Genomic DNA, 13,857 nt, shown 5'->3' on the forward strand with positions numbered 1-13,857 from the left:
CACTGCGCTCGTTGTTGCCCGCGCTTCGCCCACAGGCTAGCCTCGCCGAAAACAAGCGGGAGGTAGCCAGAGAATGCGAAACGGTCTGCTTTACACGTCAACCCTTGCGGCATTGACCATCGCGGCATTGCTGGCGGCCCTGACACCGGGCAGCGCCGAGCCACGCCACATGTATACGACCATGGTACTGGAGGCGTTCGCCACCAAGGTCGAATGTCCCGGCGTCGATGTCGTCTATCAGGATCTGGTCCAGAAGGCGCAGGACATGAAGATGCCTGACGGCACGACCGAGAAGGTGCGCAAGGCGATCGCCTACATGCACACCGGCGGCAAGATGGGCGAGAAGCAGGACGACGATCTGATGGCGGAGGTGGCCGTCGCCACGCAGGCCATCGACATGGATCAGCGCCGCCTCGGCATGACGAACTGGTGCGAGGAGCAGAAGAAGACGCTGGCCGGCTTCATCCGTCCCAAGGGCTGACCCCGGAGCGGCCTCGGGGCTACCGACGGAGTGGAAAGACCGCACGGCTCGTCGGTCTGCGCACAGCCATAGCGGGCACGGCACAGCCCGGCGGCGGGCAGGAACCCGGATGGCCGCTGCCGCTTGGCCTTGAGCTGCTACGCAGCAGACATCCAGCCCGGAGCGAGCCATGCGCATCGAAACCGCCTTCCTGTTCGACCTCGACGGCACGCTGGTCGACAGCGTCTATCAGCACGTGCTCGCCTGGAAGACGGCGCTGGATGCCGAGAACATCGAGCTCTCGGTCTGGCGCATCCACCGCAAGATCGGCATGAGCGGCGGCCTGTTCACCAACCAGCTGCTGCGCGAGACCGGTTTTGCCATCGAGCCCGAGCGGATCGAGCGGCTGCGGAAAGCGCATGCGGCGGCCTATCAGAAGCTCGGAGGCCAGGTCCGGCCCCTGCCCGGCGCCCGCGAGCTGCTGGGTTTCCTGACCGATGCCGGCATCCCCTGGGCGATCGCGACCAGCGGCAGAATGGAAACGGCGGCCGTCAATCTCGCCGCGCTCGGCGTCGATCCCAAGACCAGCGCCGTCGTGACCCGCGACGAGGTCCGCTACGCCAAGCCTGATCCCGACCTGTTTCTCGCGGCCGCCGCCCGCCTCGACGCGCCGATCGAGCGCGCGGTCGTGATCGGCGACAGCATCTGGGACATGCTTGCCGCAACCCGCTGCCGGGCGCTCGGCGTCGGCCTGTTGAGTGGTGGCTATGGCTCGGAGGAATTGCGCCAGTCCGGCGCCATCCGCGTCTACGAGGACCCGGCCGACCTGCTCGACCACATCGACGAGGTCGGGGGCCGGCGTTGACTCCAGCCAGTCAGCTCTGCGGGCCCGACAGCGAGATGTCGCGTTCGGCGCGGAACACGTTGGCATAGAGGTTGGCGATCCACTGGCGCCCCGTCGATGTCATGTTGAGATAGCGGATCTCGGTCTGGATGTGCGGGGCGACGCTGTTCCAATAAAACTGCGGATAACGATTGACGATGTCGGCCGGTGACTCATAGCCGAGCTGCCGGTTGATGCCGACCTCCTCGAACTCGTGATACAGCGCGTTGGCCTTGCGGATGTAGTTGGGGTCGCCGAGCTGGCCGATCAGGTCGGCGGCGCGCACGATCGACTGCTCCTCGTCGAACTGCTGGCCGGCGAGCGGCGGAAAGCGCGTGCCCTCGATGGCGCGGGCGATGCGGTCCTTGTCCAGCGGCGCCATGCCTTCGATGCGGTTGATCACGTACAGCTTCGAGCGGTCGACGTGATACGGCATCAGGCTGGCATCGGAGGAGCCGCGCGGCAGGCAGATCTTGCGGCCGCCGCGATCGACGACGAAGCCATTGACATCGTCTTCCCTGAACAAGCCGCGGACATAGCCGATGTCGTGAAGCAGGCAGGCCAGGATGACGTGGACGTAGTCGTCCGCCGTCATGTGGCTGTGCAGCGCACGGCCGCGCAGGATCTCGTGGCCGGCCAACGTCACCAGCAAGGTGTGCTCGACGTTGTGATACAGCGCATCGCTGTTGCCGATGCATTCCAGCGCAATGCGCGCAGCTGCCGGAAGCATCTCCGTCAACTGGGTATGAGACGATCCGAAACGGCGTCGCATATAGGAGCTGAGGAAACGCTCCAACGCCGCTGCCGCGAGCTCCGGTAAGGTCATCATCGCCGCTGCCCCGCCTCAGACAGCCCAAACACAACGTCAAAAGACATAACGCCCGAAAACACAATCACGATAACGCGGCTCGTGGCACGACTGAGACGTCACGATGATCCGGCTCGGGACGGCCAGCTTCGCACGGACACGCGCGAGATCGGCCTCCCGGGGGCGTCGAGCACCTTGGCCGACGAGCATAGCCCAGGTCGAGGATATCGGCCACACCCGGACGGGCACACACCGGAAAACTGCGGGCCGAGCGGCTGCACCTGAGCAGCTCAAATTCGATCGCCGCGGCCCGTTCACCTCACGTGACGAGAGAGGCGGAGCGCGACGTGCAGCGCGATCGCTAACGTCCCCGCACCGGCAGCGGCGGCCGCGGCGGTCGTGTCTCACCACGATGGGCCGGGCGCCGCGAAGGGGGACGGCGGGCCGGCGCGGCTGCCGGCGCATCGACCGACTGCAGATAGGTGCTCAAGGCCGACGCGGCGTCGTCGCTGCTGGTGTAGTGCTTCTGCAGGAACAGATAGAGCGTCAGGCGAAAGCGCCCCTTGGCGAGCCCACGTGCCGAGCGATGACAGGTGGCGCAGCTGTCCGCAAACAGCCGCGCACCGGATTTGCCGGCATCGAGATTTTCCGCCCGTGCACCGCTGATGACAATCAGCAGCAGCACGGCCGATCCAACAAGCCTCAGCCGCGCTCCGGCGCGCCTGCGCGCGTGGACGCGCTCAGGCGACATCAGCCTGCGGGCTTTCCTCGGCCTGCGCACCCAGCGCATCGAGATCGACCAGCGCCGGATCGTCGGGCATCGGCTCGCTCTGCTGCTGTCCGCCGCCATGGACGTGCATCAGCGTCTGGACCCGGCGCGCGTTGAGATAGTCGACGTGCTGATGCGCCAGCGCCAGCGGCAGCAGGGCCTTGGGCAGCGCCGTCATGGTGAACGCGGCGACGCGCTTCACCTCCTCGCCCTCGCGCCAGGTCAGCGGGCTCAGCGTATAGATCATCTGACGGTCGGTCTCGGGCGCCGGCAGTTGCCGCGTCTCGGGCGGCGCCAGCAGGGCCACGTTGATGTTGCCGGCCCGCGTGCGGCTTGCGGCGGCGCGCAGCTCCCAGCAGATCAGCTCCGCGGCGGAGAGCACCTCGCGGCGGATGTCGTCGACATCGGACGCGAAACGGCTGGCCTCGCTCAGCGCCGCGCGGCCGCGCGTGACCGCATCGACGAGCGCCGCCGCACCGATTTCGAAGCGAGGAACCGCCTGCTCGATGGCGGTGGCGACGGCCTCGATGTCGTTGGCGGCGCGGTCGCGGTCGCGCTGCGCCACCGCGTCGGCGAAGGCGCGCTCCGCCAGGATGATCTGCTCGTCGCACTCGGCGACGGATGCGCGCAGCGCCTTGGCCTTCTGCTCGACGGCCTGCATCTTGGATTCGGCACGATCGAGCTGCCCGTTGCTGGCGCCGGCTTTGGCAAGCCGCTCCGCGACGACGCGCTTCTCGTCCAGCGCCGCCTCGGCCACGCGGAGACGGTCCGTCAGCCGCTGCCGCGCGGCCTGCTTGTCCTTCAGCGCACGCTCGAAGATCTCGACGGGGCTCAGCTCACGCTTGAAGAAGACCATGGCAATAATCCCTGGACGGCGGGCGCGCCGGCAACGTTGGTCAGCGGCGAATCCACTGCCGAATCATGTTGCCCGATTCTTGCGTGGAAAATGGGTCGGAAACCAGGATGAGATGCGGCACACGTTCCCTTGACGGAACGTATCCACCGCCGGCTGGTGCGGAGCAGAGTCGGCGGATCCGACGGACCGCGCGGCGATATTCGGTAAAATGGAATCCGATGTCAGCTCTGATGCGGACCGCGCATCATCCTCATGGCGTCCGCGATGTGGCGCCATTCGCGGGCCTCCTCGGCCTCGCCACTGGCTTCGCATTGCTGCGCCTTCTGCGCAGCCTGCGCGACGGCCGAGGCGCCGTGCATCTCGAGCATCTGCCGGGCGATCGCGTGGATCTGGACTTCAGACATCATGTCGAGCTCCTGTCGCCGGATCGAATGGTTCGCGACAACTTCCTCTGCGCCGATGCGTTCCGTGAGCTGGATCACTGCACGTCCGGTTCCACCGGCCCAGACTGCGCCCCGTAATTTACCTTACGTGATCAATCCGATTTCGCGCGCGCCGCCACGCTGTTACTTCTGACTGAGATTCGCCGGAGGGCGATTGAGGAGACGGACATGACGCAGGTCTTCTTCCACTGCTCCAATCCCGATGAGTTCCTCGTCGATCGGCGTGGAACCGCGGTCATCGATCTCGCCGAGGCCTGTGATCACGCCGAGCGCGTCATGCAGTCGCTGATCTCGTCCGAGAGCGAGGAGGATTGGCGCGACTGGGTGCTGCACATTTCCGACGATCTCGGCGAGGAAATCATCGCCATGCCATTCACGTCGGTGCTCGGCCCGATGCATTGAACGGAGCTGCGAACTGCGCCCTCCCCGGCGCTGAGACATTGTGTCCGCATTAGGGTTACCGGCTTCCTTACAAGTTCCGCTCCTCGCATTCTTCTCGCCACATTTGTCCGCCATTTCGGCGCTGTTGCGACGGAGGGGACATCTCATGACCAGACTGCTGACGGCCGCGGCCTTGGCGCTGACATTGACGGCATCGGCGGCGATGGCCGACGAGCACCGCGGCGGCGATGCCGCACTGGGCGCCTTGTCGGGCGCCGTCGTATTTGGACCGGTCGGGGCCGTTGCCGGCGCCGTCGTCGGCTATACCGCAGGTCCTTCGATCGCGCGCTCCTGGGGCTTCCGCCGCTCGCGTGCAGCCCGGTCGCAGCAGGTTCGGCGTCCGGTCAGGGACAGCCAGGCTGCGATGACCGAGTCTCAGCAGCAGCAGCAGCCGCAGGCCGCGCCGCGCAGCGCACCCCCGCCTGCACGGACCGTCGCTGTCGCTCCGCCGGCGCCGCGCGGCCCGGTCGCGCCGCCGGTGCAGACACTCGAGTAGACACGCTGGTAAATCAGTAGCCGCGGGCGCGATCGACGACGTTCCGCAACGTCTCTCCGCGCAGCAACCGCCGCGCATTCTCCGCGACCTGCTGCGCGATCACCTCCCAGGAGGCGATCGCCGCCATGTGCGGCGTCACCAGCACGCCCGGCTCGCGCCACAGCGCATGGTCCGCGGGCAACGGCTCATGCGCGAAGACATCGAGCACCGCGCCGCGCAGATGGCCGCTGCGAAGCAGCGCGACCAGATCCTCCGTCACCAGGTGCTCGCCGCGGCTGCACAGGATCAGCGCGGCGCCCTTGGGCAGCCGGCCCAGGCGCCCGGCATCGAGCAGGCCCGCGGTCGAGGCCGTCAGCGGCAGCAAGCAGATCAGGATCTCCGTCTCGCCGAGGAAGGCGTCGAGCGCATCGGCGCCGCCATAGGTCCGCACACCGGCGAGCGCCTTGGGCGAGCGCGACCACGCGCTCACCGCGAACCCCAGCTCGACGAGACGGATCGCCGCCGCAAAGCCGAGCTCGCCGAGACCGAGAATGCCGACCCGGCGGTCCTTCGCGGCGCGCTGCTCGTAACGCCGCCACACGCCGTTGCGCGCATTGCTGACGACGCGATCGAAATCGCGGTGGAAATACAGCGTCCCCCACAGCACGAACTCGGTCATGGCCGCGGAGATATCGGGATCGACGATCCGGCACAGCGGCACGTCCGGCACGGTCGGATCGGACAGGATGTTGTCGACGCCCGCTGCGATCGAATGGATCAGCTTCAGCTTCGGCATCGCCGCCAGCGCGCCGGGCTCCGGCTTCCAGCACACGGCAAGGTCGGCGTCGCGTGCCGCCGACTCCGGCCATGACGCGACGGTCACGCCCGGCAGCTCGCGCGCGAGCAGCGCCTGCATCGGATCCATCAGTCCGGGACGGCTGAGGAGCGCGACCGTGATCATGCCGGCCGCAGTCCGCACCATTGCGCGACGAACATCGCGATCGACAGCGTGGTCTTGCGCACGCTGTCGAGATCGACACGCTCGTCGAACGCGTGCGGACCGATGCCATAGGGCCCGTAGCACAGCGCCGGGATGCCATAGTCGACCTGATAGTAGCGGGTGTCGTTGACCGCCGTAGAGAGCCGCACGTCGAGCGGCTTCTCGAATACCCGTGCATGTACCTCGGCCAGCGCCGCCTCGGCGGCGCTGCCGGGCTCGCACACCGCAGGATCGGCCTGGAAGCCGCTCCACACCAGCTCGACCGGATTCTCCGACAGGAAGCTGTCTGCGGCCTGCGCCTTCGCGAGACACTGCTCGATGCCGGCCATGGCCTGCGCCGGCGTCTCGCCCGGCAGCACGCCCAGCCGGCAATCGAGGTCGCACCAGGCCGGCGTCGAGCTCGCCCAGTCGCCGCCCTTGATGATGCCGACGTTGAACTTGATCGGATCCTTGACCGCAGCGAACCAGGCGTTCGACTTGGCACGCGCGTTGATCTCTTTCGTGTGCTCCTGGAAGGCGCGGATCAGATGCATCGCCGAGAGGATCGCATTGGTGCCGGTCTCGGCATAGGCAACGTGGACCGGCGTGCCGCGGACGCGCAGCCGGAACCAGATGGCGCCGACCTGCGCGCGGGTCAGCGTGTGGCCGGTCGGCTCCGGGATCAGGCAGGCATCCGCCGTGTAGCCGCGCATCAAGGTCGAGAGCGCGCCGTTGCCGGTGCTCTCCTCCTCGGTCACGGTCTCCAGGTGAATGCGTCCGTCCGGCACGAAGCCGGCGGCCTTGATCGCGTCGAGCGCGAAGATCATCGCGGAGACGCCGGCCTTCATGTCCTGCGCGCCGCGGCCGATCATCCAGCCGTCGCGCACGATCCCCTCATAGGGTGGATCGTCCCAGAGATCGGTCGGCCCTTCCGGCACGACGTCGATGTGGCCCTGCAGGATCAGGCTGCGGCCCTTGCCCGCGCCGTCGAGCGTCGCCACCACCTGCTGCGAGCCGTCGAGCGCGATGCTGTCCATCGGCGCCGCCTTGGGATGGCGCATCAGGTCGACATCCTCGAGGCTGAAGCGGTCGACCTGATAGCCGCGGGTCGCGAACTCGCGAGCCAGCCAGTCCTGCGCCGGCGCCTCCTCGCCACGCAGGCTGCGGAACTGGACGAGTTGCTGCAGGAAGGCGACCTGCTTGGCGAAGTTGGCATCGACAGCGGCGGCGAGCCGCTCCATCACGTCATTCGGCACAGCCGCCGCAGCGTCGGTCACGTCTCAAACCTCCAGCCTTCCAGTTCACCTCGGCCACGCGTCAGGCGGCCAGGCACTTCTCCAGGATCGCGAGCCCTTCGTCCACGATCTCGTCGGACGCGGTCAGCGGCACCAGGATGCGGATGGTGCTCGCGGTGACGCCGCAGGACAACAGGATCAGTCCGTTCTCGTGCGCCACGCGGGTCACGCGCTTGGTCATTTCGGAATCCGGCTCGTCGCTGCCGCGCTGCTTCAGGATATCGAATGCAACCATCGCGCCAGGACCGCGCGGCCCGGAAACCGGAACCAGGTTGTTGGCGCGCGAGAAGCGCTCGATCGCCGCGCGCAGCCGCTCGCCGATCGCATTGGCGCGGTCGAGCAGCTTCTCCTGCTCGAACACGTCGAGCACGGCGAGCGCCGCCGCGCAGGCCAGCGGATTGCCGCCATAGGTGCCGCCGAGGCCGCCCGGCTCCGCGGCGTCCATGATTGCGGCACGTCCGATCACGCCGGACAGCGGCATGCCGCCGGCGAGACTCTTGGCGACGCAGATCAGGTCCGGCTGCACGTCGTAGTGCTCCATCGCGAACATCTTGCCGGTTCGGCCGAAGCCGGTCTGCACCTCGTCGGCGATCAGCACGATGCCATTGCTGTCGCAGATGCGGCGCAGGCCGCGCATCAGGTCCGGCGGCGCCTGGTGGAAGCCGCCCTCGCCCTGCACCGGCTCGATGATGATGGCCGCGACCTGCGAGGCGTCGATGTCGGCCTTGAAGATGAAGTTGATGTAGGACAGCGTATCCTCGACCGTCACGTTGCTGCCGGAGATCGGGAACGGCGCGTGCCAGACGCCTGGCAGCGGCGGCCCGAAATGCTTCTTGTACGGCATCACCTTGCCGGTCATCGCATTGGCGAGCGCGGTGCGGCCGTGGAACGCGCCGGTGAAGGCGATGATGCCGCTGCGCCCCGTGGCCGCGCGCGCGATCTTGATGGCGTTCTCGGTCGCCTCCGCGCCGGTCGTCAGCAGGATCGACTTGGCCGGCCCCGAAATCGGCGCCAGCGCGTTGAGCCGCTCGCTCAGCCGCACATACGGCTCGTATTGCAGCACCTGGAAGCAGGTGTGGGTGAAGCGGTCGAGCTGCGCCCGGATCGCGGCAACGACATGCGGATGGCAGTGGCCGGTGTTGAGCACCGCGATGCCGCCGGCAAAGTCGACATAGCGCTTGCCCTCGACGTCCCACACCTCGCTGTTGAGGGCGCGGTCAGCAAACAACGGCGTCGCATAGCTCACGCCCCGGACGACGGCCTCGTGTCGTCGCGCCAGCAGGTCTTCGTTCGCAGCCGAATTCGCAACCATGGCTCAACTCCTCGTGGGAAAATCGAGCCGCAGGCTACGCCGAGAGCCGTCGCGATCAATCAGCTTGTTCCCGACGACAGGTGCCTGCAATGCACCGGACCCAGCGGGACGAGCGCGCAGCTACGCGGCGAGCACATTCTTCAGCCAAGCCCGCAGCGCGACGATCGCGGGCTCGTCCCAGCGCTCCCGCAGCGCGACGAGCTGATAGGCTCCCATGTGGAGTGCCGAGGGGATCACCTCGACCAGCGCACCGCTGCGCAGATCATCGGCGACCAACACCTCGTTGGCGAGCGCGACGCCCTGGCCGAAGCGGGCGGCTTCGATGGCGAGATGCGCGTGCCACAGCCGCTGACCGCGCAACGTGACCGGCTCCCGATACCCCGCCAGCTCGAACCATTGCTCCCATTGCGCGGTGGATTCCTCGTGGATCAGCGAGGCCCTGGCGAGGCCCGGGAGTGTCGCGATCGCCGGAAACCTTGCCAGATAGGCCGGGCTTGCGACCGGGAATACGCGTGGGCGCACCAGCTCCTCAGCGACCAGGCCGCCGCTCCGGTCGACCGCTTCGGCATAGACGATCTCCGCATCCGCTTCGCCGCGCTGCAAATCGGGGTGCGCCAGCGTCGGCTGCAGATTGATGTCCCAGTTGCGCGGCGGGCCGCTCAGCTCGGGCAGCCGCGCCAGCAGGCGGCGATTGGCGAGGCCCGGAATGCACCAGATGTTCAGGGTCGGACGCGCCACGGGCCGCACCGAGATTGTCGCGCGGGCGATGATGTCGAAGGCCTGGCTGACCTCGGCATGAAACTGACGTCCGGCCTCGGTCAGCGCGAGGCCCCGCCCCTCCGCCCGCACCAGCGCCACGCCCAGACTGCGCTGCAGATTTTGCAGATGGCGCGAGACCACGGTGTGGCTGACCGCGAGCTCGTCGCCGGCGGCGCGCACGCTGCCCTTGCGGCCGACGGCCTCGAAGGCACGCAGCGCGATCAGGGAGGGCAATCGGGGTCTCGTCATGCTCGCACAGTTCTCAGCCTGCGCGATCTCCCTCCCGCCCTGAAGCGGAACCGCCGCGATCCGTGATCGCGCGGCTGATGTCGGAGCGCCGGCTGCCATGGCGGCGTCCGTTGTCCGCACAAGGCGTTCCGGGCGGAGCGCCGCATCGCGGTCACGAGGGCGCTTGCGCGCGTCACGCCGCTCTTAGCGTCAGCATTGGCGCAACGCCAGCCCAGAGAAAGCCACGCGCGCGGCCGGGAGCTCCGCGGACGTCTTAACGAGGCAGGCCACGTCGCAAACGATCCTTAAGCCTCCCGCCATGGCAGGCGCCATTTGCCTAAAAGTTTCCACAATTCGACTTTGAATCGAGAGTGCTTCGAGCAGGAGAACCCCCAAGATGCGGATCAGCCAAATGATCTACGTCGGTTCGCTGGCAGCCCTCGTCGCGACGGCCGCCCCCGCACTGGCGAAAAGCTCCCAGACGCCCAAGCCGGATGATCAGACCACGTCGTCCCTGCCGTGCCGCGCCTACCAGCAGGCCCCCGACGGAACCTGGATGGAGCGGCCATGTCAGGGCCAGGGCGCAAGCGCCCCGGCGCGTCAGCGCGCGGTCACCAACGGGACCGGCAGCGCCGAACAACGTTAGCGGATCTGGTTCGCGGACGTGGCGCAAGAGCCGGAGCGCTTGCGCTCCGGCCTGCACTGATGCCCGCGCTCAGTAAGGTGGCGCCCGGCGCGCCCGCTGCTCCCTGCCCGCCTCGACCCACCACAAGAGATCGTCGGCAAAACGCGGAAACGCGCGTTCCAGCGACTGGCCGGAATCGCCGGTCGGCCTGCCGTCGGCGGACAGCGCCTGACCGATCGGGCCGACGGCAAGCGTGCTCGACACCACCACCATGCCCATCTCCGACAACGTGCCGTGCCACGCCGTGGCGGCCCGGGCCCCGGAGAGCCGGCCGGCGGAATAGCTCGCGATCGCCGCCGGACGCCAGAACCATTCCTCGAGAAAGTGGTCGGTGAGGTTCTTCAGTCCCGGCTGCATGCCCCAGTTATATTCGCCAGTGACGAACACGAAGCCGTCGGCGGCACGGATCTTGGCCGCAAGCTCGGCCATGGCCGCTGGCGCCTGGCCGGGCGGATATTCCTTGTACATGCGGTCGAGCATCGGCAGGCCGACCGCCTTGGCGTCGATCAGCTCGACGTCCTGGTCCTTGGCGCGCAACCCGTCCACGACGAATTGCGCGAGCCGGATGCCCATCCGGTCGGAGCGATAGGAGCCGTAGAGGACGAGGATGCGGAAGCTCATGGCGGGTCAACTCCTGGCCGGACGATCCGCGCCAGACTACCACGCCGTCATGTCATGGAGGTCATTATGGTCACGCCGCAGATCGATGGACCGGCGGCGCGTGGTTGCAGAAACGAGACGAGGCAGGCTCAGCGCGTCACCGTGGCCGAAGCGGAGCGCTCGGATGGCCGGCCGAACACGCTGCGGCAGCCGTCGCTGAGGCTGGCGCGCTGCTTCATCATGCAGGCAATGATGCGGTCGCGATCGGGAATCTCCGACGAGCACAGCCGGAACACGTCGCCCGTGCACAGCCGCCGCTGGTCGTCCTCCGTGAAGGCATGGCCCGCGCGCGGGCTGGCGACCATCGCCAGCGCAAGCCCTGCCATCGCCACATTCCAATTCCGCATCCTGAACAGATGAGTTCGCATCGCCGTCCCCAATTCGCCCGCTGTTTGTCCGGTTCACCCGCTGCTTTCGCTGATGTCGCGAAGCAGTTGCCGCCGCAGAATCAAATGATGACACGTCGCGGCGCGCCTTCAACAAGCGCTCTCGTTCCTGCACCACAATTTTGCGGCCTGTTGCATCTTCGACTCCTTTTGCGCTGCCGGAACCCGTGAGACGCCGCCAAATTGTCATTAGGCGAACGCAATCCGGCCCAGCCGCGCTCACACTCTCACGGCGTAGTGGCGGCGTCCTGATGGTGCTTCGGACCATCACGTGTCCCGAGTTCAGGTGTGGGAGTCAGGTTCATGGCGTACACGATGGTGGCTGAGCGGGAGCAGCAGACAATCCGCAAGCAGCGCGAAAGCGCCCTCATCGTTCTCGCCAACGCACAGGTGATGGAGGCGGAAGGCTGGCAGGTCGTCATCACCGACGAGGACGGCAACAGCATGCCGCTCGCCGAGTTCGAAGCTGGCATCTCGCAGAAATTTTCGTCCTGGTACAAGGCCAAGCAGCGGCCGGTGGTGCCCACCACCATTCCCGCCCCCAACCTGTTCTCGACGCCGGCCAATGACGACGCCGGGCCGGAGGCCGTCGTGGCCGCCGAACTCGCCGCCGAGCAGGTCGAGACGGCCGAGGTCCAGGAGGCTCCTGTCCAGGAGATCGCCGAGGACGATTTCGAAACGGCCGAGACCGCCAACGCTCCGACGGCCGAGAAGGCCGAGCGCGAGGAGATCGCGCTCGACGCCGCCGAGATGGCCGACTGACGCTGCGGCCGCGCCGCAGCATCAGCGAGAGTCACTCGCCGCCTTCGTAGAACAGCTCCAGCGGCAGCCCGGCCTGGGCCTCGCCGATCCATTCCCGTGCAATGATGTTGGACGGCCCAGCGCGTGCATCGCGGCATGCAGGCGAAGACCATCCCCGGTCGTTTCGCGTGGCGCGGATCGAGCGTGCTTCGGCCTGTCGTCGCTTCCTCGCGCGATCAGCGTGCGCCGGGCGACTAACAAACATGTTAGCCCCGCGGCTCTCGGTCGAACAACGATCATCGGAACGAAGCGACCATCTGCCCGTCGGGCAAATCAAGGCGCATTTCCATCTCGCGGCGTCACCTCCAGGGCCTGAATCGGCAGCAACGGCGGTGCGCGCGGAAACGATTTTCCGCAGGCCCATCAAGCTGATTTGGCCTGTCCAGTCCCGCCGCCAAAAATATTCTGCTTTTCCTAAATCTAATTCAGTGCTTTTGTCGCGCCATCTCCCGCTCGCAGGAGGGGCGGTTCGCGGTCGTCACGGACGTGGAGCGGGAGGAGCGGTGGACGCGATGGCAGCGCAGCGCATCTTTGCGCCGACGAACGCTGACGTCGCGTACGGTCAAGTCGCGTGGTCCTGGCATCCCGACGCCGATGCCCCCACGGTGGCGCGCCCAAAGCGCGTTGTCGTGCACGGTGACCAGAACGCCCGGCGCACCGGGGAGCGCGCGAAGCAGCCGTTAAGATCATCGCGCGGGGAATGCCGGTTGCCCGGCTGAACCTGTGGTGACTGCCGCCTGCTTTTTTTCTGCAGGCGGGCCATGGGTTGCGGCCAGCATCCCGGCATTCCCCGCGCCCTCTGCTGTGCGGAGGGCAAGACGGATGGATCACTCGGGTGCATCAGCGCGGCGAGAACGCGAGGGCGTGCGTGAATGAGACTTCGCAGGACGGTGCTTCAAATCGCTCGGTGTCATTCCGGGGCGCGCGGAGCGCGAGCCCGGAATCCATACGCTGCAGCAGAACTGATGGAGCGCGCTGGAGCGACACACCTGCCCGACACGCCCGCTCGTGGTTATGGATGCCGGGCTCGCGCATGCGCGCGCCCCGGCATGACGATGTTGAGAGACCGTGGCGCCACCCACCGCCGTCATGCCCCGCCCCCGGGTCTCGCCTTCGGCGAGCCCGAGGACAGGCTCCGGCGGGACATCCACTACGCCGCGGCCTCTCGATCAATGACGATTGCGGCGGCGTACTGGGTCGCCCGGTCCCGTCTTCGCCCGATGGGCTTCGACGCGGCAACGAGCGCCAAGGCGCGCCGCAGCTTTAGCGGAGGCGGCAAGCCGGGCGATGACACCGAATGTAAAGCAGGCATCAACACGAGCCAGAGGCCGCGGGTGCCCTGGGGGATGATCCAATCTCACAACAGCTTCGCGCTCACGAACAGCGTGCGCACGGCGTTGGTGGCCTGCACTGTCATGATGGCGTTGTCGGCCGCGGCCTGCAGCGCGGCCATGGCCTGGTCGTGCAGCGACTTGAACTCCATCCACTCGACTGCGTTGAGGCTGGTGAGGAACTGATGGGCCTGCCCGACCGTCGAAATCACGACCGGCTTGCCGTTCACCTTGATGTTGAAGGTAGTACGCAGACGCGTTTCCGAGTTTGCGGGATCAATCATGG

At 67.3% G+C, this 13,857-nt stretch carries 17 protein-coding genes; 6 read left to right on the top strand and 11 right to left on the bottom strand.

Annotation, left to right across the window (positions count from 1 at the left end; genetic code table 11):
* Positions 1 to 73: 73 nt before the first annotated feature.
* Together ACQR13_RS15175 and ACQR13_RS15180 are read left to right on the top strand one after the other, a co-directional pair.
* Positions 74 to 481 carry a hypothetical protein gene (locus ACQR13_RS15175; protein WP_315712293.1) on the top strand — a complete coding sequence of 136 codons (408 nt, stop codon included), beginning with the start codon at positions 74 to 76 and terminating at the stop codon, positions 479 to 481.
* Between the two features lie 169 nt (positions 482 to 650).
* Complete coding sequence (locus ACQR13_RS15180; RefSeq protein WP_315712294.1) at positions 651 to 1,325, top strand: HAD family hydrolase; 675 nt, start codon at positions 651 to 653, stop codon at positions 1,323 to 1,325.
* Between the two features lie 10 nt (positions 1,326 to 1,335).
* On the opposite strand, the gene ACQR13_RS15185 is transcribed toward ACQR13_RS15180, so the two are convergent.
* The 4 genes from ACQR13_RS15185 to ACQR13_RS15200 form a co-directional block, all read right to left on the bottom strand.
* Positions 1,336 to 2,172, bottom strand: coding sequence for an HD domain-containing protein (locus ACQR13_RS15185; protein WP_315712295.1), 837 nt, complete (start codon positions 2,170 to 2,172; stop codon positions 1,336 to 1,338).
* A 340-nt stretch (positions 2,173 to 2,512) separates the two neighbouring features.
* Positions 2,513 to 2,902 (bottom strand): cytochrome C, encoded by a 390-nt coding sequence (locus tag ACQR13_RS15190; protein WP_315751740.1) that lies wholly within the window; start codon positions 2,900 to 2,902, stop codon positions 2,513 to 2,515.
* Positions 2,892 to 3,776 (bottom strand): hypothetical protein, encoded by an 885-nt coding sequence (locus tag ACQR13_RS15195; protein ID WP_315712299.1) that lies wholly within the window; start codon positions 3,774 to 3,776, stop codon positions 2,892 to 2,894. The genes ACQR13_RS15190 and ACQR13_RS15195 overlap by 11 nt, the downstream gene beginning before the upstream one ends.
* Positions 3,777 to 3,997: 221 nt before the next feature.
* Positions 3,998 to 4,180, bottom strand: a complete 183-nt coding sequence (locus tag ACQR13_RS15200; protein WP_315712640.1) for a hypothetical protein — start codon at positions 4,178 to 4,180, stop codon at positions 3,998 to 4,000.
* Between the two features lie 207 nt (positions 4,181 to 4,387).
* Here ACQR13_RS15200 and ACQR13_RS15205 point away from each other — a divergent pair, with 207 nt between their 5' ends.
* Together ACQR13_RS15205 and ACQR13_RS15210 are read left to right on the top strand one after the other, a co-directional pair.
* Positions 4,388 to 4,621 carry a DUF6894 family protein gene (locus ACQR13_RS15205; RefSeq protein WP_315712301.1) on the top strand — a complete coding sequence of 78 codons (234 nt, stop codon included), beginning with the start codon at positions 4,388 to 4,390 and terminating at the stop codon, positions 4,619 to 4,621.
* Positions 4,622 to 4,766: 145 nt separating this feature from the next.
* Positions 4,767 to 5,156, top strand: a complete 390-nt coding sequence (locus tag ACQR13_RS15210; protein ID WP_434862951.1) for a hypothetical protein — start codon at positions 4,767 to 4,769, stop codon at positions 5,154 to 5,156.
* Between the two features lie 13 nt (positions 5,157 to 5,169).
* Here ACQR13_RS15210 and ACQR13_RS15215 read toward each other — a convergent pair whose 3' ends face one another.
* The 4 genes from ACQR13_RS15215 to ACQR13_RS15230 all read right to left on the bottom strand — a co-directional run bounded on the left by ACQR13_RS15215 (position 5,170) and on the right by ACQR13_RS15230 (position 9,729).
* Entirely contained in the window at positions 5,170 to 6,096 is a 927-nt protein-coding gene (locus ACQR13_RS15215; RefSeq protein WP_316164846.1) for a 2-hydroxyacid dehydrogenase, read from the bottom strand.
* Entirely contained in the window at positions 6,093 to 7,391 is a 1,299-nt protein-coding gene (locus ACQR13_RS15220; RefSeq protein WP_315751741.1) for an ArgE/DapE family deacylase, read from the bottom strand. The genes ACQR13_RS15215 and ACQR13_RS15220 overlap by 4 nt, the downstream gene beginning before the upstream one ends.
* A gap of 40 nt (positions 7,392 to 7,431) precedes the next feature.
* A complete protein-coding gene (gene gabT, locus ACQR13_RS15225; protein WP_316192638.1) occupies positions 7,432 to 8,721 on the bottom strand; it encodes a 4-aminobutyrate--2-oxoglutarate transaminase in 1,290 nt (429 codons plus the stop codon).
* Between the two features lie 120 nt (positions 8,722 to 8,841).
* On the bottom strand, positions 8,842 to 9,729 hold the full coding sequence (locus tag ACQR13_RS15230; protein WP_315712307.1) for a LysR substrate-binding domain-containing protein: 888 nt from the start codon (positions 9,727 to 9,729) through the stop codon (positions 8,842 to 8,844).
* Between the two features lie 376 nt (positions 9,730 to 10,105).
* On the opposite strand from ACQR13_RS15230, the gene ACQR13_RS15235 reads away from it, so the two are divergent.
* Positions 10,106 to 10,354, top strand: coding sequence for a hypothetical protein (locus ACQR13_RS15235; RefSeq protein WP_315712308.1), 249 nt, complete (start codon positions 10,106 to 10,108; stop codon positions 10,352 to 10,354).
* 69 nt (positions 10,355 to 10,423) lie between these two features.
* Here ACQR13_RS15235 and ACQR13_RS15240 read toward each other — a convergent pair whose 3' ends face one another.
* Positions 10,424 to 11,014, bottom strand: a complete 591-nt coding sequence (locus tag ACQR13_RS15240; RefSeq protein ID WP_315826823.1) for an NADPH-dependent FMN reductase — start codon at positions 11,012 to 11,014, stop codon at positions 10,424 to 10,426.
* Positions 11,015 to 11,142: 128 nt separating this feature from the next.
* Positions 11,143 to 11,379, bottom strand: a complete 237-nt coding sequence (locus ACQR13_RS15245; RefSeq protein WP_315712310.1) for a hypothetical protein — start codon at positions 11,377 to 11,379, stop codon at positions 11,143 to 11,145.
* 363 nt (positions 11,380 to 11,742) lie between these two features.
* Between ACQR13_RS15245 and ACQR13_RS15250 the strand changes: the two genes are divergently transcribed.
* The gene (locus ACQR13_RS15250; RefSeq protein WP_315751744.1) at positions 11,743 to 12,201 is read left to right on the top strand and encodes a hypothetical protein; all 459 of its coding nucleotides are present in this window, start codon (positions 11,743 to 11,745) and stop codon (positions 12,199 to 12,201) included.
* 1,396 nt (positions 12,202 to 13,597) lie between these two features.
* Here the strand turns inward: ACQR13_RS15250 and ACQR13_RS15255 are convergent.
* Complete coding sequence (locus ACQR13_RS15255; RefSeq protein ID WP_315712312.1) at positions 13,598 to 13,855, bottom strand: hypothetical protein; 258 nt, start codon at positions 13,853 to 13,855, stop codon at positions 13,598 to 13,600.
* Positions 13,856 to 13,857 lie beyond the last annotated feature (2 nt).

Origin of the sequence: Bradyrhizobium sp. HKCCYLRH3059 (genome assembly GCF_051168035.1) — a bacterium.
Taxonomy (GTDB): Bacteria; Pseudomonadota; Alphaproteobacteria; order Rhizobiales; family Xanthobacteraceae; genus Bradyrhizobium.

Coding starts and splice junctions, on each gene's coding strand:
- ACQR13_RS15175 (WP_315712293.1), top strand. CDS start 74: ATGCGAAACGGTCTGCTTTACACGTCAACCCTTGCGGCATTGACCATC.
- ACQR13_RS15180 (WP_315712294.1), top strand. CDS start 651: ATGCGCATCGAAACCGCCTTCCTGTTCGACCTCGACGGCACGCTGGTC.
- ACQR13_RS15185 (WP_315712295.1), bottom strand. CDS start 2,172: ATGATGACCTTACCGGAGCTCGCGGCAGCGGCGTTGGAGCGTTTCCTC.
- ACQR13_RS15190 (WP_315751740.1), bottom strand. CDS start 2,902: ATGTCGCCTGAGCGCGTCCACGCGCGCAGGCGCGCCGGAGCGCGGCTG.
- ACQR13_RS15195 (WP_315712299.1), bottom strand. CDS start 3,776: ATGGTCTTCTTCAAGCGTGAGCTGAGCCCCGTCGAGATCTTCGAGCGT.
- ACQR13_RS15200 (WP_315712640.1), bottom strand. CDS start 4,180: ATGTCTGAAGTCCAGATCCACGCGATCGCCCGGCAGATGCTCGAGATG.
- ACQR13_RS15205 (WP_315712301.1), top strand. CDS start 4,388: ATGACGCAGGTCTTCTTCCACTGCTCCAATCCCGATGAGTTCCTCGTC.
- ACQR13_RS15210 (WP_434862951.1), top strand. CDS start 4,767: ATGACCAGACTGCTGACGGCCGCGGCCTTGGCGCTGACATTGACGGCA.
- ACQR13_RS15215 (WP_316164846.1), bottom strand. CDS start 6,096: ATGATCACGGTCGCGCTCCTCAGCCGTCCCGGACTGATGGATCCGATG.
- gabT (WP_316192638.1), bottom strand. CDS start 8,721: ATGGTTGCGAATTCGGCTGCGAACGAAGACCTGCTGGCGCGACGACAC.
- ACQR13_RS15230 (WP_315712307.1), bottom strand. CDS start 9,729: ATGACGAGACCCCGATTGCCCTCCCTGATCGCGCTGCGTGCCTTCGAG.
- ACQR13_RS15235 (WP_315712308.1), top strand. CDS start 10,106: ATGCGGATCAGCCAAATGATCTACGTCGGTTCGCTGGCAGCCCTCGTC.
- ACQR13_RS15240 (WP_315826823.1), bottom strand. CDS start 11,014: ATGAGCTTCCGCATCCTCGTCCTCTACGGCTCCTATCGCTCCGACCGG.
- ACQR13_RS15245 (WP_315712310.1), bottom strand. CDS start 11,379: ATGGCAGGGCTTGCGCTGGCGATGGTCGCCAGCCCGCGCGCGGGCCAT.
- ACQR13_RS15250 (WP_315751744.1), top strand. CDS start 11,743: ATGGCGTACACGATGGTGGCTGAGCGGGAGCAGCAGACAATCCGCAAG.
- ACQR13_RS15255 (WP_315712312.1), bottom strand. CDS start 13,855: ATGATTGATCCCGCAAACTCGGAAACGCGTCTGCGTACTACCTTCAAC.